The sequence below is a fragment of the Gilliamella sp. genome (genome assembly GCF_024104075.1).
GTDB lineage: Bacteria > Pseudomonadota > Gammaproteobacteria > Enterobacterales > Orbaceae > Gilliamella > Gilliamella bombi.
Genome location: NZ_JAGGHR010000003.1, coordinates 72,156 through 95,073 on the forward strand (window position 1 = coordinate 72,156; position 22,918 = coordinate 95,073).

General features: G+C 35.5%; 18 protein-coding genes and 1 pseudogene. 9 read left to right on the forward strand and 10 right to left on the reverse strand.

The features are described 5' to 3' along the window. Window positions 1-30: 30 nt before the first annotated feature. Complete coding sequence (gene dnaK / locus J6569_RS01850; protein WP_085165595.1) at window positions 31-1,947, reverse strand: molecular chaperone DnaK; 1,917 nt, start codon at window positions 1,945-1,947, stop codon at window positions 31-33. Between the two features lie 229 nt (window positions 1,948-2,176). On the opposite strand from dnaK, the gene satP reads away from it, so the two are divergent. Then, window positions 2,177-2,755 (forward strand): acetate uptake transporter, encoded by a 579-nt coding sequence (satP, locus tag J6569_RS01855; protein WP_034911261.1) that lies wholly within the window; start codon window positions 2,177-2,179, stop codon window positions 2,753-2,755. Window positions 2,756-2,835: 80 nt separating this feature from the next. On the opposite strand, the gene asnB is transcribed toward satP, so the two are convergent. From asnB to polA, 6 genes are all read right to left on the reverse strand, one after another. After that, window positions 2,836-4,509, reverse strand: coding sequence for an asparagine synthase B (gene asnB / locus J6569_RS01860; RefSeq protein ID WP_034911264.1), 1,674 nt, complete (start codon window positions 4,507-4,509; stop codon window positions 2,836-2,838). Between the two features lie 179 nt (window positions 4,510-4,688). Further along, the gene (locus J6569_RS01865; protein WP_085165597.1) at window positions 4,689-5,033 is read right to left on the reverse strand and encodes a DUF1318 domain-containing protein; all 345 of its coding nucleotides are present in this window, start codon (window positions 5,031-5,033) and stop codon (window positions 4,689-4,691) included. Window positions 5,034-5,138: 105 nt separating this feature from the next. After that, window positions 5,139-5,324, reverse strand: a complete 186-nt coding sequence (locus J6569_RS01870; RefSeq protein WP_034911268.1) for a YnbE family lipoprotein — start codon at window positions 5,322-5,324, stop codon at window positions 5,139-5,141. An 11-nt stretch (window positions 5,325-5,335) separates the two neighbouring features. Further along, window positions 5,336-6,949 carry a YdbH domain-containing protein gene (locus J6569_RS01875; protein WP_296317345.1) on the reverse strand — a complete coding sequence of 538 codons (1,614 nt, stop codon included), beginning with the start codon at window positions 6,947-6,949 and terminating at the stop codon, window positions 5,336-5,338. A 54-nt stretch (window positions 6,950-7,003) separates the two neighbouring features. Then, window positions 7,004-8,434 (reverse strand): glutamate--tRNA ligase, encoded by a 1,431-nt coding sequence (gene gltX / locus J6569_RS01880; protein ID WP_174799202.1) that lies wholly within the window; start codon window positions 8,432-8,434, stop codon window positions 7,004-7,006. A gap of 281 nt (window positions 8,435-8,715) precedes the next feature. Beyond that, complete coding sequence (gene polA, locus J6569_RS01885) at window positions 8,716-11,487, reverse strand: DNA polymerase I (protein WP_296317348.1); 2,772 nt, start codon at window positions 11,485-11,487, stop codon at window positions 8,716-8,718. Window positions 11,488-11,689: 202 nt separating this feature from the next. Between polA and folE the strand changes: the two genes are divergently transcribed. From folE to ispH, 5 genes are all read left to right on the forward strand, one after another. Continuing rightward, window positions 11,690-12,349, forward strand: coding sequence for a GTP cyclohydrolase I FolE (gene folE / locus J6569_RS01890; protein WP_034911276.1), 660 nt, complete (start codon window positions 11,690-11,692; stop codon window positions 12,347-12,349). A gap of 179 nt (window positions 12,350-12,528) precedes the next feature. Beyond that, complete coding sequence (gene ribF / locus J6569_RS01895) at window positions 12,529-13,518, forward strand: bifunctional riboflavin kinase/FAD synthetase (protein ID WP_174799196.1); 990 nt, start codon at window positions 12,529-12,531, stop codon at window positions 13,516-13,518. Beyond that, the gene (ileS, locus tag J6569_RS01900; RefSeq protein ID WP_296317351.1) at window positions 13,505-16,312 is read left to right on the forward strand and encodes an isoleucine--tRNA ligase; all 2,808 of its coding nucleotides are present in this window, start codon (window positions 13,505-13,507) and stop codon (window positions 16,310-16,312) included. The genes ribF and ileS overlap by 14 nt, the downstream gene beginning before the upstream one ends. A 90-nt stretch (window positions 16,313-16,402) precedes the next feature. Beyond that, window positions 16,403-16,888 carry a signal peptidase II gene (gene lspA, locus J6569_RS01905; protein ID WP_202983962.1) on the forward strand — a complete coding sequence of 162 codons (486 nt, stop codon included), beginning with the start codon at window positions 16,403-16,405 and terminating at the stop codon, window positions 16,886-16,888. A gap of 1 nt (window position 16,889) precedes the next feature. Further along, on the forward strand, window positions 16,890-17,837 hold the full coding sequence (ispH, locus tag J6569_RS01910) for a 4-hydroxy-3-methylbut-2-enyl diphosphate reductase (protein ID WP_174799193.1): 948 nt from the start codon (window positions 16,890-16,892) through the stop codon (window positions 17,835-17,837). 1 nt (window position 17,838) lies between these two features. Here ispH and J6569_RS01915 read toward each other — a convergent pair whose 3' ends face one another. Continuing rightward, window positions 17,839-18,090: a YfhL family 4Fe-4S dicluster ferredoxin gene (locus J6569_RS01915; RefSeq protein ID WP_034911286.1), complete on the reverse strand. Its 252-nt coding sequence runs from the start codon at window positions 18,088-18,090 to the stop codon at window positions 17,839-17,841. A 231-nt stretch (window positions 18,091-18,321) separates the two neighbouring features. Here J6569_RS01915 and J6569_RS01920 point away from each other — a divergent pair, with 231 nt between their 5' ends. The 3 genes and pseudogenes from J6569_RS01920 to J6569_RS01930 all read left to right on the forward strand — a co-directional run bounded on the left by J6569_RS01920 (window position 18,322) and on the right by J6569_RS01930 (window position 20,176). Further along, window positions 18,322-18,690, forward strand: a complete 369-nt coding sequence (locus tag J6569_RS01920; protein ID WP_143426364.1) for a hypothetical protein — start codon at window positions 18,322-18,324, stop codon at window positions 18,688-18,690. A gap of 75 nt (window positions 18,691-18,765) precedes the next feature. Then, window positions 18,766-19,567: pseudogene (locus J6569_RS01925) on the forward strand (transposase); the annotation flags it as partial. Window positions 19,568-19,744: 177 nt separating this feature from the next. After that, window positions 19,745-20,176, forward strand: coding sequence for an integrase core domain-containing protein (locus tag J6569_RS01930; protein WP_174799462.1), 432 nt, complete (start codon window positions 19,745-19,747; stop codon window positions 20,174-20,176). A 107-nt stretch (window positions 20,177-20,283) separates the two neighbouring features. Here J6569_RS01930 and J6569_RS01935 read toward each other — a convergent pair whose 3' ends face one another. Both J6569_RS01935 and J6569_RS01940 read right to left on the reverse strand, forming a co-directional pair. Further along, entirely contained in the window at window positions 20,284-21,903 is a 1,620-nt protein-coding gene (locus tag J6569_RS01935) for a hypothetical protein (RefSeq protein ID WP_296317355.1), read from the reverse strand. A 315-nt stretch (window positions 21,904-22,218) separates the two neighbouring features. After that, a complete protein-coding gene (locus J6569_RS01940) occupies window positions 22,219-22,899 on the reverse strand; it encodes a 7-cyano-7-deazaguanine/7-aminomethyl-7-deazaguanine transporter (RefSeq protein ID WP_174799460.1) in 681 nt (226 codons plus the stop codon). Window positions 22,900-22,918: the final 19 nt, after the last annotated feature.

Genomic DNA, 22,918 nt, shown 5'->3' on the forward strand with positions numbered 1-22,918 from the left:
TAACTCATTAAAAAACATAGTAACTAATGATTATTTTTTATTATCATCAACTTCTTTGAAGTCTGCATCAACAACATCATCTTGCGCATTAGAGCTTCCACTATTTGTTTCTGCACCTTGAGCTGCTTGAGCTTGTTGTTGTGCTAATTCAAGCAATTTTTTAGAAGCTTCCATTAATGCATTAATTTTTGCTTCAATTTCTGCTTTATCTTCGCCACGAGCGGCAGTTTCTAAAGCACTTACGGCATCTTCAATTGCTTTTTTATCATCAGCTGATAACTGATCACCTGCTTCAGTCACTTGTTTACGTGTTGAATGAACTAGATGATCTGCTTGGTTACGAGTTTGAGCTAGTTCTTCAAATTTACGATCTGCATCGGCATTTGCTTCTGCATCATTAACCATTTTTTGAATCTCTTCTTCACTTAATCCTGATGAGGCTTTAATCGTAATTTTTTGTTCACGTCCAGTGTTTTTGTCTTTAGCTGATACATGTAAAATACCGTCAGCATCAATATCAAAAGTAACTTCAATTTGTGGCATACCGCGAGGTGCAGGTTGAATACCGTCTAGGTTGAATTGACCTAATGATTTGTTATCACCCGCACGTTTACGTTCGCCTTGTAATACATGAATGGTTACTGCTGATTGATTGTCTTCAGCTGTTGAGAACACTTGACTATGTTTTGTTGGAATAGTTGTGTTCTTTTCAATTAAAGTTGTCATTACACCACCCATAGTCTCAATACCTAAAGACAATGGAGTTACATCAAGTAATAAAACATCTTTAACATCACCACCAAGTACACCACCTTGAACAGCCGCACCAACAGCAACCGCTTCGTCAGGGTTTACATCTTTACGTGGCTCTTTACCAAAAAAGTCAGCAACCGCTTTTTGAACCATTGGCATACGAGTTTGCCCACCAACAAGAATAACGTCTTTAATGTCAGAAACAGAAAGACCTGCATCTTGTAATGCTGTTTTTACAGGATCCATTGAACGTTTAACTAAATCTTCTACTAATGATTCTAATTTAGCGCGAGTCACTTTAATATTTAAATGTTTTGGACCACTTGCATCAGCAGTGATATAAGGTAAATTAATATCAGTTTGTTGCGCTGATGATAATTCAATTTTCGCTTTTTCTGCCGCTTCTTTTAGTCGTTGCATTGCTAGCGGATCATTTTTTAGATCGAAGTTTTGTTCACGTTTAAATTCGTCAACTAAATAATTGATTAAGCGTGAGTCAAAATCTTCACCACCTAAGTGAGTATCACCATTTGTTGCTAATACTTCAAAGGTTTTTTCGCCATCAACATCGTCAATTTCGATAATAGATATATCAAATGTACCACCACCAAGGTCATAAACCGCAATAGTTCGGTTACCTACATCTTTATCTAAACCATAAGCAAGCGCTGCGGCTGTTGGTTCGTTGATGATACGTTTTACATCAAGTCCTGCAATACGACCAGCATCTTTAGTTGCTTGACGTTGTGCATCGTTAAAATAAGCAGGAACAGTAATAACCGCTTCAGTTACTGCTTCACCAAGATAATCTTCTGCTGTTTTTTTCATTTTTTTCAATACTTCAGCAGAAATTTGTGGCGGTGCAATTTTTTGACCTTTAACATCAACCCATGCGTCGCCATTGTCAGCTTTTACGATCTTATATGGCATGATGCTAACGTCACGTTGTACTTCGGCATCTTCAAAACGACGACCAATTAAACGTTTAATTGCAAATAGTGTATTTTGTGGATTGGTTACTGCTTGACGTTTTGCTGGTTGACCAACTAAGATTTCTCCATCTTGTGTATAAGCAATAATAGAAGGGGTTGTACGATCGCCTTCAGCGTTTTCTAATACTTTTGCTTGACCATTGTCCATTACAGCAACACATGAATTTGTTGTACCTAAATCAATACCAATAATTTTACCCATAATCTTTTCTCCTCAAAACCTGTATTTTATTTCTTGTATATAAGTCTTAAATTTTAATTTTCAAGCCCTTACTTCACAAAGAAATGTTTTTTGTTTTCACATAAATGGGAACGTTATTATTAATATCAAGGGGGTACAAAAAAATTATTTTTCTAAAACCTTGATTATAGCGTTTTCTACACTTATTATTGCCGCTCTTTAATCATCTTACTTAATTTATAGGATCCTTATGGAACAAACAAAACTTGCAAATCCAGGCCCTCTTGGCTTAATGGGATTTGGTATGACAACAATTTTATTGAATATTCATAATGCTGGATTTTTTCCTGCTATGACAGTAATTGTCTCAATGGGTATTTTTTATGGCGGCCTTGCGCAAGTCATTGCTGGTATTTTAGAATTTCGAAAAGGTAATACGTTTGGTACAACGGCATTTACTTCTTATGGTTTCTTTTGGATTGCGTTAGTGGGTATTTGGTATTTACCAACTTCACCAGCGACAGCGCCATCTGATGCCACTTTTGTTGGTATTTTCCTTGCGTTATGGGGAATTTTTACTGGCTTTATGTTTATTGGTACATTAAAAGGCAACCGCGCATTACAATTTGTTTTTGCTAGTTTAACTGTTTTATTTGCTTTATTAGCTATCGGTAATATTTCAGGTAACCATGGCATTATTCATATTGCTGGTTTTGAAGGCATTATTTGTGGAGCAAGTGCTGTTTATTTAGCAATGGCAGAAGTGATTAATGAGCAATTTGGTCGTACGGTTTTACCGATTGGTGCACCTAAAGGCGCTGCGCATTAATAATTTAATTTAGTCTATCGTTAATAAAAAACGGGGAATATTCCCCGTTTTTTATATCAAATAATTATCGCTAAAATCAATTATTTTTTATAAGCGTCGTTATGAACACCAACCGCCGCACGTCCAGATGGATCGTTTAAATTCTTAAATGATTCATCCCATTCAATTGCTTTAGCAGTTGAACATGCAACAGTTGGACCACCTGGTACACAATGAGCTGCACTTTCAACTGGAAATAGTTCATTGAAAATTTCACGATACATATAAGCTTCTTTCGAAGTTGGCGTATTATATGGGAAGCGGAATTTTGCATTTTCTAATTGCTGATCAGTAATTTTACTTTCTGCAATTTCTTTTAATGTATCAATCCAACTATAACCAACACCATCAGAGAATTGTTCTTTTTGACGCCAAACAACCGATGCAGGTAAGTAAGATTCAAATGCTTCGCGGACAATATGTTTTTCCATTTTGCCATTGCTACCACACATTTTATCTTTTGGATTAATGCGCATTGCGACATCTAAGAATTTTTTATCAAGGAATGGTACTCGAGCTTCAACGCCCCAAGCCGCCATTGCTTTATTCGCACGTGCACAATCATACATATGCAGTGCTGCTAATTTACGTACGGTTTCTTCATGGAACTCTTTAGCATTTGGCGCTTTGTGGAAATAGAGGTAACCGCCGAACACTTCATCAGCACCTTCACCAGAAAGTACCATTTTTATTCCCATTGCTTTGATTTTACGTGCCATTAAATACATTGGTGTTGAAGCACGGATTGTGGTGACATCATAAGTTTCAATGAAATAAATTACGTCACGAATCGCGTCAATACCTTCTTGAATGGTAAAGTTAATTTCGTGGTGAACTGTACCTAGATGATCAGCAACCGCTTGTGCAGCTTTTAGATCAGGAGCACCTTTTAAACCTACAGCAAATGAGTGTAACTGTGGCCACCATGCTTCTGATTTTTCGTGATCTTCAACACGACGTGCTGAGAATTTTTTAGTGATCGCTGAAATGACGGAAGAATCAAGTCCACCTGACAATAAAACACCATATGGCACGTCAGACATTAAATGACTTTTTACAGACTCTTCTAATGCAACACGCAGTGCATTAATATCCGTCTTATTGTCTTTCACATTTTCGTAATCCATCCAGTCACGTTTGTAATACGTTTTGATTTCACCTTCGGTACTAGATAGATAGCATCCCGGAGGGAAAGCTTCAATTGTTTTACAAACAGGCACTAATGCTTTCATTTCAGAGGCAACATAAAATGTGCCATTTTCATCATGACCTGTATACATTGGAATAATACCAATATGGTCACGGCCAATAAAATAGCTGCCTTTATTGATATCATAAAGGATAAAAGCAAACATACCTTGTAATTCATCAAGGCAATCAATACCTTTTTCTTGATATAAAGCAAGAATCACTTCACAGTCAGAACCTGTTTGAAACTCATAACGATCTTTGTACTGATTTCGGAGTTCTTGATGATTATAAATTTCGCCATTTACCGCTAAAACTAGGGTTTTATCTTTATTATAAAGAGGCTGAGATCCTGTATTAACATCTACAATTGATAAACGTTCATGAGCAAGAATTGCTTTATCAGACGCAAAGATACCAGACCAATCAGGACCACGATGACGCTGTAGACATGATAGCTCTAATGCTTTTGTTCGTAGTTGTTCTGGATCTGATTTAATATCAAGAATACCTAAAATCGAACACATTGATTTTCTCCATTTCAAATCGCATAAGCGATACTGTTACAAGTAAAAACTAACTAGATAAATTTTTTTTTATTTTGTTAAACATAAAACAAATATTTAAACAAACAGAATACACATTATTTATACACAATTAAAGCATAATGTGATTATACTTTTCTTACTACTGAAAAAAGTAGCAATTATTTTTTTAACCATTGGCCTTGTCGCTTTATATATTGACCTGCTGGGGTCTTTTCTTGCGCTTTACTACCGGCCTTTTTTTCTACTTCATTTAAAGGGACATTACTTTCAGCTGATACTTTTTGGTATTGTTCTTTACGAGCCTGATTAATTAATTGCGCAATTTCAGAAGCGTTACCTTCGTTTTTCACTACACCTAAATAACCATCAGCCTGTTCACCAACTATCCCTTGAGCTTTGGCTTGGCTTAATGAATCTATTGCTTGATCTAAATTTAATGCAAACGCAGAAAAAGATAACACAACTGAAAATAATGCCAAGGTTGCTTTCTTACAGATATTCATAACAAACTCCTTAATAAATACATCGTATTTTATTTATTTGAATGTGAGTATAGATTTTTATTAATACTTATAATCAAAAAGACAGATAAAAATAAAACTTATTAATTAATATAATCCAGATTTATTGATTATATTATCTAAAGCTTTATCAACCTTAATATTAATTTCATGGTCTATCTTAACATTTAAATTGATATTAATTGGTTCACTCGGTGCTTGAACTTTAACTGTTGGTGAACATCCCGTTAATACACCTGCTAATATTATAATTGCAATAACATTTCGTACCATAAAATAACCCCTTATTTTGAAGATTTATTTTTTAAATAAGCTTCAATACGTTTACGGATTGGCTCACTAATTTGATCGGATAACTGTAAACTCATGAGCAATTTAGTCATATTTTCTTCAAGGTTGATATTTAAATTAACCGCTTTGCCATTTTCGACATCCAAATTACTGCCTTGAATATTCAATTTTAATTTGGCAATGTCATTAGCGTAATCAACTGCGCCTTGTAACTTAGTATAATGAAAATTTTTAATAATATCAGTGAGTATTTTCATATTGGGGTTATTTTGCCCATAGCTTTTGAGAGCAGAATTTTCAAATTGTAAATAACCCTCGTTGATCGTAACTAACTTGCCATTGTTAATGACAAATTTTAAAGCTGTTTCACCCTTTTTCTTTATCTCTGATAACGTAATAGGTAAAACTCCATCAATTGCACCATCACCAGCAAGCCCTTCAGAAGGATATTGCTTAAAAATATCTTTTAGTTGTATCTGTTTTAACCTTAAATTAAATTGTTGGGGTAATTTAGCTAAATTCAATTTATTTTCTTCAATAAAAACCAAACCAGAGAATATATTAGCTTGAGCTTTTTTCCATGTAACCGTTCCTTTGTTTGGTGCTTTAAACGAGGCTAAATAGCTTCCAACTAATTTAATCTTTTCAAAAGCGATCCCCATATTTACTTCTTGAATATTTAATCCCGGTGTTGAAATAGTAAATTGGTTATCTTTAATAATAATATTAATATCGCCTGTAACCGATTTGATTTCACTAGTTTTATAAATACCATTGAGTTTATTAATGGTTAATGTTGCTATAGCAGATAGTTGGTTACTATCAAATGGAATGTTTGATTTAAGTTGAATATTGAAATCTCCATTGGAAGAACCAAGGATTAAATCATCAGAAAGATTTGCTTTTTCTAAACTAATTGATGCTTTATCCGAAGTTGTTAATTCCAATTGATGACTAGATAGCCAACCAGTAAACGGTAAGACTAAATTACTATTTTGTAAACCAAATTGATTTAGGGATGTTTTAAAAAGGCCGTTTTGTATGTCAATCCGCAAAGCCTGTTGATTAAACAACAAAGTGGCAGACAATTGTGTTATTTCTTGGGTATTGGTTGATAAATTAAGTTGTATTGCTTCTTGCTGTTTACTTATATCAACTTTTAAATCTAATCTCGCTTTATTTTGTTCATAAAATCGCAGTGTATCTATATGAATCGTTTTAGGTAACCAATAAATAATAGTTGAAATCAAAGAGAGATCGGGATCAGATTGATTAAGCGTTTCAGTCGTTGTATCAACCGTGTTTTCAATAGTTTCTAAAGCTATTTCAGATTCATTGGGTTGCCAATAAATATCTAAATTGTTTGCAGTTAACTGCGATAATGAAATTGATAAATTTTTAGCAGTTATAGAAACTTGGGATGGTTTACTGACAGTAAGTTCGTCAAAAGTAAGACCTTTAAAGCCAACGCTAGCACCATGCCAATCGACAATAATCCCATTTTTCTGCTTGAAAGTCTGCCAATAATGCCATCCAAACAAGCAAAACAGTATGAGGAAAAATAAGATACTGAGTAAGATCCAATAGCGTTTTTTTAAGCGAACCATAGAAGTTCTCACTTTGACAAAAAGGGTTGCAGGGATTTCCCTGCAGTAAATATATTAATTTTGAGATTGCTCACGTTGATTAATATATGCCAAAGCCTTATCAATTCTAGCAAGCGCTCGTTTTTTGCCTACCGCAAAAACAGTTGCATCAACCGATGGCGATTGCCCGATACCTGTTACAGCAACGCGTAATGGCATGCCAACTTTACCCATACCAACATTAAGCTCGGTTGCAGTTGCTTCAATCGCATGATGAATTTTATCAATTTGCCAATCAAAGTCAGCAATAGCTTCAATTTTTGCTTTAATTGTTTCTAATGGCTGTTTGGCGACTGGGCGCAAATGTTTTTTAGCTGCATCGGCATCATAATCTTCAAAATCTCGATAGCAATAAGCACATGATTCAGCCATCTCTTTAAGCGTTTTACAACGTTCACCAAATAACTTAATAATAGTGATAAGATCAGGACCTTGTGATAAATCATATCCTTGTTGGTTCATATGCCAAATTAAATGTTGAGCAACATAATCCGCATCAAGATGGTTGATATAATGGTGATTTAACCAAAGTAATTTTTCAGTATTAAAGGCACTGGCTGATTTACTAACCGCATCTAATGAAAAATAACTAATCATTTCCGGAACAGAAAATATCTCTTGATCACCGTGTGACCAACCAAGACGCACTAAATAGTTAAGTAATGCTTCGGGCAAATAACCATCATCACGATATTGCATGACACTAACCGCTCCGTGACGTTTAGATAATTTTTGTCCATCATCCCCTAAAATCATTGATACATGACCATATTTAGGAATTGGCGCTCCTAATGCTTCTAGAATATTGATCTGGCGTGGTGTATTGTTGATGTGATCTTCACCACGAATAACATGGGTAATTTCCATATCCCAATCATCAACAACGACACAGAAATTATAAGTTGGTGAACCATCAGTGCGGCGAATAATAAGATCATCAAGCTCTTTATTAGCAATCTCAATTGGACCACGGATTAAATCATTAAAAATAACGGTGCCATCAGTAGGGTTAGCAAAACGAACAACATGTGGCTCATCATGAGTATGCTCTTGTTGTACTGAAGCACAACGGCAATGCCCATCGTAACGCGCTTTTTCACCTTTTGCCATCTGTTCTTCACGCAATTTTTCAAGACGTTCTTTAGAACAGTAGCAACGATAAGCTGTTCCTTTGGCTAACATTTCATCGATGACTTGATTATAACGATCAAAGCGTTTAGTTTGATAATAAGGACCTTCGTCCCATGATAATTTTAACCAATTCATACCTTCCATTATTGCTTCAATCGCTTCAGGCGTTGAGCGCTCAAGATCGGTATCTTCAATGCGTAATACAAATGCACCTTTTGCATGGCGAGTATAAAGCCAAGAATAAAGTGCTGTACGTGCACCACCTACATGTAAATAGCCTGTTGGGCTAGGTGCAAAACGGGTTTTGATTTTCATGAAATAATCCTAATAATAACGAAAATAGAGCTTTAACAACAAAACGAATACCAGCACCATTTCCTTTAATTCTGCTATATATCAACAAGCAGAATAATATGTTTGTATCGATTCAATTTAGTTGCTTATTCTAACACGCCGAAAGGTTTCGGCAATAGTTCCATTATAGTTAACAGGTTAATTTAACTTGTTAAAAAGTTTCAGGAAAGTATATATTTAAGTATAATATCAGCCTTAACTAGACAGATAAGGCTGAATTATTTAGTACGAATTTAGTATGATTAATGTGCTTCATCCCAATTATTACCGAAACCTACATCCACTTTTAATGGTATAGATAGTTGGTAACAATTTTCCATGATCGATTTTATCTGGGCTTTATATTGCTCAACTAATTCTTCTTTTACTTCAAATACTAGCTCATCGTGTACTTGCATAACCATTCTAATATTACCTACAGGTAAGCTTTTTATCCATTCGCTTACCTTAATCATTGCTGTTTTAATAATATCAGCCGCTGTACCTTGCATTGGGGCATTAATAGCAGCACGCTCAGCACCGCGTCGTTCAATACCACTTCCTGATTTTATTTTAGGAAGATATAAACGTCGACCAGATAGGGTTTCAACATAACCTTGTTCAGCAGCTTGTTGGCGAATTTGGTCCATATACGCTTGAACACCTGGATAGCGCTCAAAATAACGATCGATATAAAACTGAGCTTCTTTACGCGCAATATTAATTTGTTTAGATAAACCAAAGGCGCTCATACCATAAATTAATCCAAAGTTAACCGCTTTTGCACGTCTTCGCTCTTCAGAAGTCACTTCAGATTCAGTTTTACCCAAAATTTCACTAGCCGTAACACGGTGAATGTCTTTATCATGAGAAAAAGCATAAAGTAAACTTTTATCTTGTGATAGATGCGCCATGATCCGTAATTCAATTTGCGAGTAGTCTGCCGAAATAATTTTATATCCCTTTGGTGCAATAAAAGCTTGGCGAATTCGTCGCCCTTCTTCATTTCGCACTGGGATATGTTGTAAATTTGGCTCATTTGACGACAATCGCCCAGTTACAGTACCAATTTGATTATAATTGGTATGAATACGATGATCGATAGGACTAACCATCAATGGCAATTTATCGGTATAGGTATTTTTTAACTTAGCTAAACTACGATAAAGCAAGATCATGCGTGGCAATTCGTATTGATTAGCTAGCTCACTCAAAACATCTTCACTGGTTGATGGCTCGCCCTTTGGTGTCTTTTTGAGAACTGGTAATTGATGTTTATCAAATAAAAGAGCTTGAATCTGTTTAGGTGATGCTGGATTAAATTTTTCACCTGCCAACAATTGTAACGTTTCTTGAATTTCGTTTAATTTCTTTCTCAATTCACTAGAATGTTTATTTAATAACTTGACATCAATCAAAACGCCTGTTCGTTCCATTTCTGCTATCAAAGTGGTGAGAGGCATTTCAATATCTGTGAATAGAGCTTTTAATTTTTCATCTTTTTCAAGATCTGGCCATAATTTATTATGCAATTGTAAGGTAACATCAGCATCTTCAGCAGCATATTGTGTGGTTTTTTCCACATCAATATTATCAATAGTAACCTGAATTTTATCAAATTTAGTTAATTCATCATAAGTAATGGTTTTATGATCCAAATAACGATTGGCCAAACTATCCATATCATGACGGTCAGTACTATTTAATACATAAGATTCAATCATAGTATCAAACGCAATCCCTTGTATGGTTATGCCATAATTTGCTAGCACGCTGTAATCAAATTTTGCATTTTGGGCAATTTTTTTGATTTCTGGATTTTCAAATATTGGTTTTAATTTAGCTAATACATCATCTAGTGGTAATTGCTTAGGAACACCTAAATACTGATGAGAAAGTGGAATATAAGCCGCTTGATTAGGTTCAACACTTAATGATATACCAACTAATTTAGCATGCACGTGATCAACATTATCTGTTTCAGTATCAAAAGCAAATAGTCCGCTATTTGTTAATTTTGTGATCCATTCATCTAATTGCTTTTCAGTTAATATACACTGGTAATCAGTCTCTCTTTTTTGTGTTGTTGTTTGTTCTTCTTGAATGAAGTAATTATCATCACCTTCTATAACTTGATTTTTCTGCTGATTTAAAAAAGTACCAGCCATTAATTCTTTTTGCCAACGATGAAAACCATAATAATTAAATAATTCAACTAGAGCCTTAACATCAATATCACCTACCAATAATTGTTCATTGGAAAAATCTAACTTAACATCAGTTTTGATTGTTGCAAGTAAATAAGAAAGATCGGCATCATTTTGATTATCAATCAATTTCTGTTTTAAAGATTTAGCGCCTCGGATCTTCAATTTTTCAATATCGTCTAACCGATTATAAATATCTTCTACACCATCAAATTCAGATAACAAACTTTGTGCTGTCTTTTCACCTATACCTGGTACGCCAGGAATATTATCAGACGAATCGCCTCTTAAAGCTAAATAATCAATAATTTTTTCTGGCGGAACACCAAATTTCTTTATTACCCCTTGTGAATCTAATTGGGTATTATTCATCGTATTAATCAATGTAATTCTATCGCTCACTAGCTGTGCCATATCTTTATCACCAGTACTGATTAATACTTCTAGATTCTCCCTCTCAGCCTGTCTTGCTAATGTACCAATTACATCATCTGCTTCAACACCTTCAATACAAAGTAATGGTAATCCCATGGCTTTCAAAATAGTATGAATAGGTTCGATTTGCGGACGAAGATTTTCAGGCATTTCATCTCGCGTGGCTTTATATTCATTATAAAGCTCATTGCGAAATGATCCTCCTTTTGCATCAAAAACCACGGCAATATGTGTAGGATTGTACTGATTAATTAAACTACGAACCATATTAACCACACCAAAAATAGCGCCTGTAGGCTCACCTTTAGCATTGGTTAATGGTGGACAAGCAAAAAAAGCACGATAAAGATAAGATGATCCATCAATTAAAATAATCGGTGTATTATTTGGCATTATGGTTACCTAAACATTATTTAATTTAATGGCTGATAGTATAACACCTAATTGGCAATAATATTCTTACCAAGTCAACAATATAATGTAAAAAAGTTTCAGGTAACACTATGTTTCAGTATAAAATCATGTGTAAACAACTGTATATTGCGCAATGAGTGTTATATAATAACGCATTCATTTTCGCTTGAGTATGTAATAAATGACACAATTAAGCCCTGCCGCGCAAAAAGTCAAAGAAGCCCTTGCAGCTAAAAATCTTGAAACACCATTATGCCGTCTAGTTATAGATAATAATGAGCGTAAAGCAAAAATCGAGTCGCATTTTCGTGAAATTATGAAGCTAATGGAACTTGATCTATCTGATGATAGCCTTGCACAAACTCCTCACCGCGTGTCGAAAATGTATGTTGATGAGATTTTTTCTGGTCTTTATTACGAAAATTTTCCAAAAATTACGTTAATCGAAAATAAAATGCAAGTTGATGAAATGATAACGGTTCGCGATATTACACTAACTAGTGTCTGTGAACACCATTTTGTCACAATAGACGGTAAAGCAACGGTTTCTTATATTCCCAAAGATAAAGTCATTGGTTTATCGAAAATTAATCGAATTGTAACTTTTTTTTCCCAACGTCCTCAAGTACAAGAAAGATTAACACAACAAATTTTAGTGGCACTACAAACACTACTAGGTACGGTTAATGTAGCGGTTTCTATTGATGCAACCCATTATTGCGTTAAAGCCCGAGGCATTAAAGACTCCAATAGTATTACAACAACAACTGCCCTCGGAGGCGGGTTTAAAACAAACCCAAGCACAAGGCAAGAATTTTTGCGAGCACTAAACCATTATTAATTTTATAAATGGGTATGTTTGAATCACAACAGTTTAAAGTATGACCTAGTCACTTAGCATTTTATCTCAAACAGTGAAAATGCTTGAAGAAAAGCGACAAAATCTAACTTTATATTGCGTGCATCTTCAAGAAAGATTGGTATAATTCTTGGTTACTTAATATAAATAACATTGTTTTCATGAAGATTATCCGTGGTATAACTAATCTAAAAAATCAGTTTTCTCAATGTGTTCTAACCTTGGGAAATTTTGATGGCGTGCATTTAGGACATCAACAATTAATTAACCATATTATTAAACAAGGTAAAAAACTCAATCTTCCCACTGTTGTGATGTTATTTGAGCCGCAACCACTAGAGTTTTTTGCCCAAGATAATGCGCCGTCACGTTTAACTTCATTTCATGAAAAAGTTATTTTTATTGAAAAATTAGGTATCGACTATATTATTGCTATTCCATTTACCCAAACTTTTGCCAATATGTCTGCCGATCATTTTATTCAAGATTGGTTGATCAATAAGCTACAAGCTAAATACATTACAATTGGTGATGATTTTCGGTTCGGATTTGAACGTAAAGGGGATATCAACCTTCTACAACAATATTCGCGAAATCATGATTTTGTAGTAGAAAGCATACCAACATTTGTTTGGAATAATTTTCGTATAAGTAGTACTGCTATTCGCCAAGCACTTTTGAATAGTGATTTTGAATTGGCTCATTGTCTATTAGGTCGTGATTATACAATTCAAGGTCGCGTAGTTCATGGCAATGCTTTAGCAAGGGAATTGGGATTTCCAACAGCAAATATTCACTTACATCGAAAAAAGCCTGCACTACAAGGAGTCTATTTTGTTAAAGTCAAAAATATCTGCAATAATCAGCATTATAACGGTATTGCCAATATTGGGATAAGACCAACTATTAATGGAAAAACCGCAATACTTGAAGTAAATCTTTTTGACTTTTCGGGTAATATATATGGACAATATTTAGACATAACGTTCATCAAAAAAATACGCGATGAGAAAAAATTTGACTCATTAGCAGAATTAAAACAACAAATTACACAAGATATTTGCACTGCGAAAAAGATCAGTGCAAAATTAACCAATAATAAAGTAGTATCAACACATTTAACTGGAATAAATCAGCATGACAGACTATAAAAATACATTGAATCTACCGGAAACTGGATTCCCAATGCGAGGTGATCTTGCTAAACGCGAACCAGCAATGTTACAAAATTGGTACGATAAAGAACTTTATCGCAAAATTCGCTTGGTCAAAAAAGGTAAAAAAAACTTTATTCTGCATGATGGCCCTCCTTATGCAAACGGAAAACTACATATTGGTCACGCCGTTAATAAAATCCTTAAAGATATTATTATCAAATCAAAAGGGTTAAGCGGTTATAATTCCCCTTATATTCCAGGATGGGATTGTCATGGCTTACCGATTGAACAAAAAGTTGAAGAGCAAGTAGGAAAACCAGGTGTAAAAGTAACACCTGCTGAGTTTCGTCAAATTTGCCGCGATTATGCCGCTTCACAAGTTGAACTACAAAAAGCTGATTTTATCCGTATGGGCGTACTAGGTGATTGGCAAAACCCTTACCGTACAATGGACTACAATACCGAAGCGAATATTATCCGTGCGTTAGGTAGAGTGATAAAAAACGGTCATTTAGTTAAAGGCGCTAAACCTGTTTATTGGTGTACCGATTGTATGTCATCTTTAGCCGAAGCAGAAGTTGAATATTATGATAAATCATCGCCAGCAATTGATGTGAAATTTAAAGCTGTTGATAATCAAGCTGTAGCAAATAAATTTGGTATCAATACTGATTTAACCATTTATGCTGTTATCTGGACAACCACGCCTTGGACATTACCAGCTAGCCGAGGGATAGCTTTAAATGCTGATTTTGAATATCAACTTGTTCAAATTAATGATAAAGAGTGCTTAATTTTAGCAACTGATTTAGTTGAGTCTGTGATGCAACGTGCCAATATCGACCAATGGAAAGTATTAGGTAGCTGCCAAGGTAATGCTCTTGAGTTGTTACGTTTTAAACACCCATTCCTTGATTTTGATGAACCAGTTGTACTTGGCGAACACGTTACAATTGATGCAGGTACAGGAGCTGTGCATACCGCACCAGGACATGGTACAGAAGACTTTATGGTCGGTCAAAAATATGGTCTTGAAGTGGCAAATCCTGTTGGTGGTAATGGTTGTTACTTGCCTGGAACGGGCGCTGGTCTCGATGGGTTATTTGTATTCAAAGCGAATAAAGTTGTCGTTGAAATGTTAAAAGAACATAACGCACTATTACACTTTGAAAATATTGAACATAGCTATCCATGTTGTTGGCGTCATAAAACACCGGTTATTTATCGTGCTACACCACAATGGTTTATTAGCATGGATAAACAAGGTCTGCGAACGCAATCATTAAAAGAAATTAAACAAGTTCGTTGGATCCCTGATTGGGGACAAGCGCGCATTGAAACTATGGTTACTAATCGCCCTGATTGGTGTATTTCTCGCCAACGCACATGGGGTGTACCTATGACGTTGTTTGTTCACAAAGAGACCGAAGAACTTCATCCAGATACACTAGCATTAGTTGAAAAAGTTGCACAGCTAGTTGAAAAAGATGGCATTCAAGCTTGGTGGGATGCTGATATTAAAGATCTTTTAGGTCCTGATGCTGATGATTATCGTAAAGTACCTGATACGTTAGATGTTTGGTTTGACTCAGGATCAACATTCTCTTCTGTTGTGCGTGCACGCCCTGAATTTGAAGGACATGATGCAGAAATTTATTTAGAAGGTTCAGATCAACATCGTGGTTGGTTTATGTCTTCATTAATGTTATCAACAGCAATTGATAATAAAGCCCCTTATAAACAAGTATTAACACATGGTTTTGTGGTTGACGGTCAAGGCCGTAAAATGTCTAAGTCACTAGGTAATATTGTGACACCACAAGAAGTGATGAACAAACTTGGGGCTGATATTTTACGTCTATGGATTGCATCGACCGATTATTCAGGCGAAATGAGTTATTCGGAAGAAATTATCAAACGAGCTGCCGATAGTTATCGCCGTATTCGTAATACCGCACGTTTTTTACTGGCGAATTTAAATGGATTTGATCCAACTAAAGATATGGTAAAACAAGAAGATATGGTTGTTCTTGATCGCTGGGCAGTTAGTATGGCAAAAGAAGCGCAAGAACAAATTATTCAGGCTTATGAAAATTACGATTTCCATAAAGTTGTACAACGTATTATGCAATTTTGCTCAATCGAAATGGGATCATTCTATTTAGATATTATTAAAGATCGCCAATACACAGCAAAAAGTGATAGTATTGCCCGTCACAGTTGCCAAACTGCTTTATATCATATTGCGCAAGCAATGGTTCGTTGGATTGCACCTATTTTATCATTCACTGCTGATGAAATTTGGCAATATCTGCCAATGGCTGATAAACAAGAATTTGTTTTTGAAGATGAGTGGTATACAGCACTATTTACATTGCCAGAAAGCGAAGCATTAAATAGCGAATATTGGGCTCAGATTTTAACCATTCGTAGCGAAGTGAATAAAGTGCTTGAACAAGGTCGTAATGATAAAGTGATTGGTGGTGCACTTGAAGCTGCTGTTACGCTTTATGCTGATAAAGATATTGCAGCAACATTAGCTAAATTAGAAAACGAATTACGCTTTGTATTACTAACATCACAAGCTAGCGTAAAACCATTACAAGAAGCACCTGAAAATGCGGTGCAAAGCGATATTCAAGGACTAAAAATTGAACTCGCTAAAGCACAAGGTGATAAATGCCCTCGTTGCTGGCACTATACCGTCGATAATGAGCCAACATCACATTTATGTAAGCGTTGTGAAGAAAACATTCACGGCAAAGGCGAGGTAAGGCATTTCGCATAGCAATCTATTTAGTAAATTAAATGGAGCTATGCCAATCCCTTAAGCAATCTAGTACCTTTTCCGTCGACGATTGTCGGCGGAAACATAATAATGAGCACAAACTATATGAAAAAAGATAATGGACTTTACTGGTTATTATTTGCAATCATTGTTTTTATCATTGATATCGCAAGTAAATTTTGGATTATTAATAATTTCTCGCTATTTGAATCAGTGAATCTTTTGCCATTCTTCTCTATCACTTATGTACGCAATATTGGCGCTGCCTTTAGCATTTTTGAAGGGCAACGTATGATGCTTGCTGCTATCGCTTTAATTATCAGTGCCGTGATAGTACGTATGTTATACCGCAACACTCGCCAACAAAAATTAGAGAACTTGTCGTTATCAATGATTTTAGGCGGTGCATTAGGTAATTTATTTGATCGTCTTTATCATGGATTTGTGATTGACTTTTTAGATGTCAATTTTGGTGACTGGCACTATCCAACTTTTAATATTGCTGACTGTGCAATCTGCGTTGGTATTGGACTATTTATTTTCAGTAATTATAAAAAACCAAAGAAGACTGTATAGTATGCAAATTATTTTGGCCAATCCTCGCGGTTTTTGCGCTGGTGTTGATCGTGCTATCACAATTGTTGAACGTGCACTAGAATTGTTTGGCGCACCAGTTTATGTCCGTCACGAAGTAGTACACAATCGCTATGTCGTTAATCGCCTAAAAGAATTAGGGGCAATTTTCATTGAAGATATTAGCGAAGTACCCGATAACTCAATTCTTATCTTTTCAGCGCATGGGGTGTCTAAAGCTATCCGTGAGGAAGCCAAACAACATAAACTCCGTGTTTTTGATGCCACTTGCCCACTTGTAACCAAAGTACATATGGAAGTGGCTAGATCGAGTTATCGTGGTGAAGAAGTTATTTTAATCGGCCATGCTGGGCATATTGAAGTAGATGGTACAATGGGACAATATAACAATCCCGAAGGTGGCATTTATTTAATCGAATCAATTGATGATGTAAAAAAGCTACAGGTAAAAAACGAAAATAATCTTTGCTTTACCACTCAAACAACGTTATCCGTTGATGATACGGCTCAAATTATAGATGCTTTAAAAAAACGTTTTCCTAATATTCGCAGCCCACGCAAAAATGATATCTGCTATGCCACAACCAATCGCCAGCAAGCAGTGAAACAGTTATCATCACGCGCAGACATTGTTTTAGTCGTAGGTTCTAAAAATTCGTCTAATTCAAATCGCCTAGCCGAGCTAGCAAGGCGAAACAGCAAACAAGCTTATTTAATTGATTTTGCATCTGACATCCAAAAAGAGTGGTTAATAAACGCACATACAATCGGCGTAACAGCAGGTGCTTCTGCGCCTGAGATTTTAGTACAACAGGTGATTGATCATTTAAAAAGCTTAGGTTGCACATCGCTTATTGAAACAGATGGCATTTTAGAAAATATCACTTTTGAAATTCCAAAAGAACTTCGAATTAACATTAAATCAACCTGATTTAAGAAGACTTAAGTCCCTCAAATTTTACTAATAACTCTTCTTTTGTTTCAATATGTTCAGGATCCGCAATAATGGCATTTTGAATAGGGCAGACTCGCTGACAAGTCGAATGATCATAATAACCAACACATTCTGTACATTTATTGGGATCAATTTCATAAGTATCAAACCCCATTGAGATTGCCTCATTTGGGCACTCAGGCTCACACATGTCACAATTAATACATTTATTGGTTATTTTTAACGCCATTGCTATTCTAACTTTACTAATTAAAAAATTAGCGCCATTATAGCGTAATCACCAATAAATCCGAATAAAGATCGCATTATCGCTTATTGAGTAGTTCAATCTTTGCAAAAAATTTTAGAAAATCATGCTATTTCATTTAGCTATACTTAAAAGTGAGTACTACAGCAGCTTATGCGGGTCGCTTTTTTTAAGTTGATGCTATATATAGCAAAAGATAAGGATATTACACTAATGAAGAAAATCAATACCCCTGCCTGCGGCATGAAGCGAACCACTATTGATTTACTGATGGCACTGCGAGAACAACTCGACCAATATTGCTTTTATCATAAAATCAGTATGGCTGATTACATAAGACAGCTTATTAAAACCAGTTTGACAACAGGGAGGCAAAAAATGAGCTTGCAAAGTGATTTATTAAAATATAAATTTAATACTGAAGCTTACAATGTTGTATTTTTCGAGTTTGTGGCTATCAGCCTAATAGTTTGGCCAATTTCCAGTAGCTTTTTGATTGCGGTACTGGTTTTTATTGGCATCCAATTCGCACGTGAAGCATATCATTGCGTGGTTGCTGATTATTGCTTGGTGTGTGGGTAGCTACCTGATCCTCGCCAAAAAAGTGGACAAAAGTCGCCTCTATGATATAAACAAAAATCATAGGAGACAAATATTATGGTCAAAAAATTTAGTATCGAATTCAAACAACAATCAGTGGATTATGCGTTATCTAATGCACACCTTTCTATCAGCGAACTTGCCAATCATCTAGGTGTGGGTAAATCAACCCTAGATAAATGGATTAGGCAACTTTCCCCGAATAAAACTAGCCGTCGAGAGTTAACCGCTGAGCAACAGCGGATTATGGCGTTAGAAAAAGAGATTAAAGAACTGAAAATGGCCAATGATATACTAAAAAAGGCGCATGTGCATATCATCAACAATCCAAGTCGGTGAAGTACACTTATATGAAAAATCATTTAACCTGCTATCCCGTTACTAGGATATGCTCATTACTTGGTGTCAGTTCATCGGGTTATTATGCTTGGTTAAAAAGAGCAAACAAATCAGCTAAACTCAGCGAGTATATTCAAAAACAGTATTGGCAACATAAAGCCCGTTTGGGTGCGCTAAGCCTGCTTCATGATGTTAGGGATACAGGCTATTTAGTGTGTAATACATTAAAGCAAACTTTGTTTCGGCGTCACTTTCCTAAAAATGTCTTCATTCATAGTGACCAAAGAATTCAATATTCCAGTGCTGATTTCAAGCAATTATTGTTACAATATGGACTAAGGCAAAGTATGAGTCGAAGAGGAAACTGCTTTGATAATGCTGTTGTTGAAAGTTTTTTCATACACTCAAACCCCATATTATTCATTGTTGTTACTATAAAACGAGGATGCAGGCTAATAAAGCACTATTTGAATATATTGAAATCTATTATAATCGTATTCGTCGTCATTCAGCCAAAGGCTAGATATCGCCGCAGCAATATGAATAGCAATTTTACCAAAACAATAAAATGATAGCGGTGGGCACTGTCTAATATTTTTGCAAAGATCAATTATTACTTTGATAAAAGAAGTATCTAAGAAAAATGTTCAGCATAGAATGAATCGAAATACTAACTAGAGGCAAAGATTAACGCAATGTGAACTTGAGAACATTCAATGTGATAGAGGACTTTAATCGTGAGGCGCTAGGCATTGATATTGCAGTCAGTTTACCGGCAGAAAGAATTACCCGTTACTTAGATAAACTGGCCGAATATCATGGATATTTATTAAAAATACGGGTCGATAATGGACCAGAATTTACAGGAAAAACCTTTATAAACTGGGCTAAATCACATGATATAGTCATTGATTATATAAAGCCCGGTAGCCCTTATCAAAATGGCTATATTGAACGATTTAATCGTACCTATCGTACTGAAGTACTCGATTTATATCTTTTTAACAACTTAGCACAAGCAAGGAGAATAACCGAAGAATGGTTAACGATTTATAACACCGAAAGACCACATGAGGCGTTAAATAACATGACACTGCTCGAATATAAAACATTAAAACAAGCAGCTTAATTTTCTACGTGAGTTGTGTACTAAGTTTGGGGGATTTACAGTTCTTTGGTTGATTATTCTCTATTTACATATAAACTTCCCACAGTTCAAGGATTAAGAACTAAACACTAAGGTACGGTGCAAACAGCATAGCCACCTCCAGAGGTGCCCCACTGATCCACATAACCATTACGGTGAATATATAAGTGAGTTGTATTTGATACCGCATCATTCGTCCAAATATCACCACGACCAAAACCTGCCACATCACCATAATAGGATAAATCGCTCCACTCACTTAAAAATCCTGCCCCTATTTGACGTTGGTAATATAGACTACCGGACGACGGTGTGGAGCCATCTATGTCGCTTATACATGGAAAATAAGCATTATCCACACCACATTTCGCATTGCTTAAATCTCTTATCTTCGAAAAACGATAACCCAAACTACTACACCAAGTTGCTTGCTCAGGAACAGTAGTATATTTCTCTCCCCGATGGACAAACCACTGCTTTAGCTCAAATCCATATTTAACAACCACACCACTACTATTCTTCCCTTCCAACACAAATAGTTGCGGCAAAGATGGCACAGTAAGTCGACTAGGATTACTTGATTGTATTTGGATATTATTCGCCCTAGGACCATTTAACGTTACTCGCGTTACGTTTTTGGATTTATCTGTAATCCAATCATCATATGTAGTAGTGCCCGTGCACCATCGGCATGGAATGGTGAATGAGTCTGAACGAGGTTTTACCCAATTCACTGTTGCAGTTATCTCTCCTTGAGTTTCTGAAGACCAGGTCAACTGACTTGCATCTACCCCGCCTATATCCAAATCAAAATATAATCCATCTGCCCCCGTAGTGGGAAAATTAAGGCTATAAGAAGATGGATTAATTGACTGTGTTAAAAAACCTTTAGTAGAATCCCATATACTAGATGGCCCCGCAAAGCGAGGATTATCTCCAGCAAAATTAGTACCACCAAATATCAAACGAGGCCTTACATAGCAAACTTTAGGCTGCTGTGAATTTGGGTTGATATAATATGACACCGTATTTCCGTTTAAAGTACTTCTATTTGGCACACCATACTTTGTTTCTAAAGTAGCATCCGTACTACTTAATGTTATCCTATAAGGTGCATTACAAATATCTAATATATCACTGCGACTAACGGCATTACTATTTTTATCAGTAAACGATACTGATATATTCCCTGTCGCAGTGACACTATTAGCTCCCTGTCCATCTCCATCATCATCTCCCCAATTACCTTGTGTTACCAAGCTACTTATACTCACAGAGTCGGTTGATGGTGGAACTATCATTTCAATATTAGCAAGCGTATCACCTGCATTAGGTAAATGAATTGGCGTCATCGCTGAGTTATTATTTTGTGGAGTGAAAACTTGACCGTCCGATAACTTAATACTTATTAAATCATCAGTTGTAGTTAATTTAGTGACGCCACCATCAAGCGTCAAATACGGCGCAGAGCCGTTAATAACCTGTGAGGTCCGAGCTAACAACGCCTGCGAACTCACTGAATATGGCAATAACAACAATGGTGCAAAAACTATGGCTAATTTGGATAACAAGTTGGAAATCGACGGCAATCTTGGCGATTTCGCTAGATTTGATAATAAAAAGCAAAATGGAGTTTGTTTTTGATTACGGTAAAACTTAAATAGATTTAAGGTATAGCACTGCCAATGCCTGTTATTATTATAGCACACAATATCTAACCTCCTGTTAATTTGTGTTTTATTTTTATAGTTGTTTATTTTTTAATGAGCTGCGTTTTGCCATAAAATAATCAAAATTATAGCTAACTAAATACTAAAGCGCTAGTTTTTGGCAAAATTTTCTAAAAACCTAGCACAGGATGCAGAATGAAGCCTTCGGCTGCCCGACGCAGGATAAAAAGCTATATTGACCTTTAGGTGTTGTGAAATATTGGTGGGTTTTTCAATATTAAACATAAAACTCATCAAAAAAATAAATGAGTTTATGTTTATTTAGGTGAGTAACTAAAATTTAGATTTTAATGATTAATTGTTTTTAGGCATTGCAACTAACTTTTTTAGGATAAAATTCAGAATGACGCCATAAAGTGGCAAAAAGAATAATCCGCAAATTAGAATTTTAAAACTATAGTCCATTAACGAAATTTCGATCCAATGATTTGCCATAAATTCATCGCTACTTTGATAAAATGCGATAGCAAAAAAGACAATAGTATCAATACCATTACCAAATATTGCCGATGCTGTTGGGGCAACCCACCATGATCTGTTTTTTCTTAAATAGTTAAAAACAGTAATATCCATTAGTTGTCCAACTAAATAAGCGGCAAAACTAGCCAATGCAATTCGAAATACGAAGCTATTAAATTCCGTCAATGCTGATAATCCAACCCAATGGGTTTCAAAAAATAGTACCGAAATCAGGTATGAAAATAACAATGCAGGAATCATTACAACAAAAATGATTTTTCTCGCTAAACTAGCACCATAAATTCGAATAGTCAGATCGGTAGTTAAAAAGATAAACGGAAAAGTGAATGCCCCCCAAGTTGTTTGAAAACCAAAAATTTCGAATGGGATTTGGACTAAATAATTGCTTGAAGCAATAACCAATATGTGAAAAAAAGCCAACCAGTAAAGCGCTTTTTGCTTTTGTTTACTGGTAAAACTTTTTTCTATCGATTCTGAATGAACATTTAAGTACATCTTTTTTCCTTTTTAATGG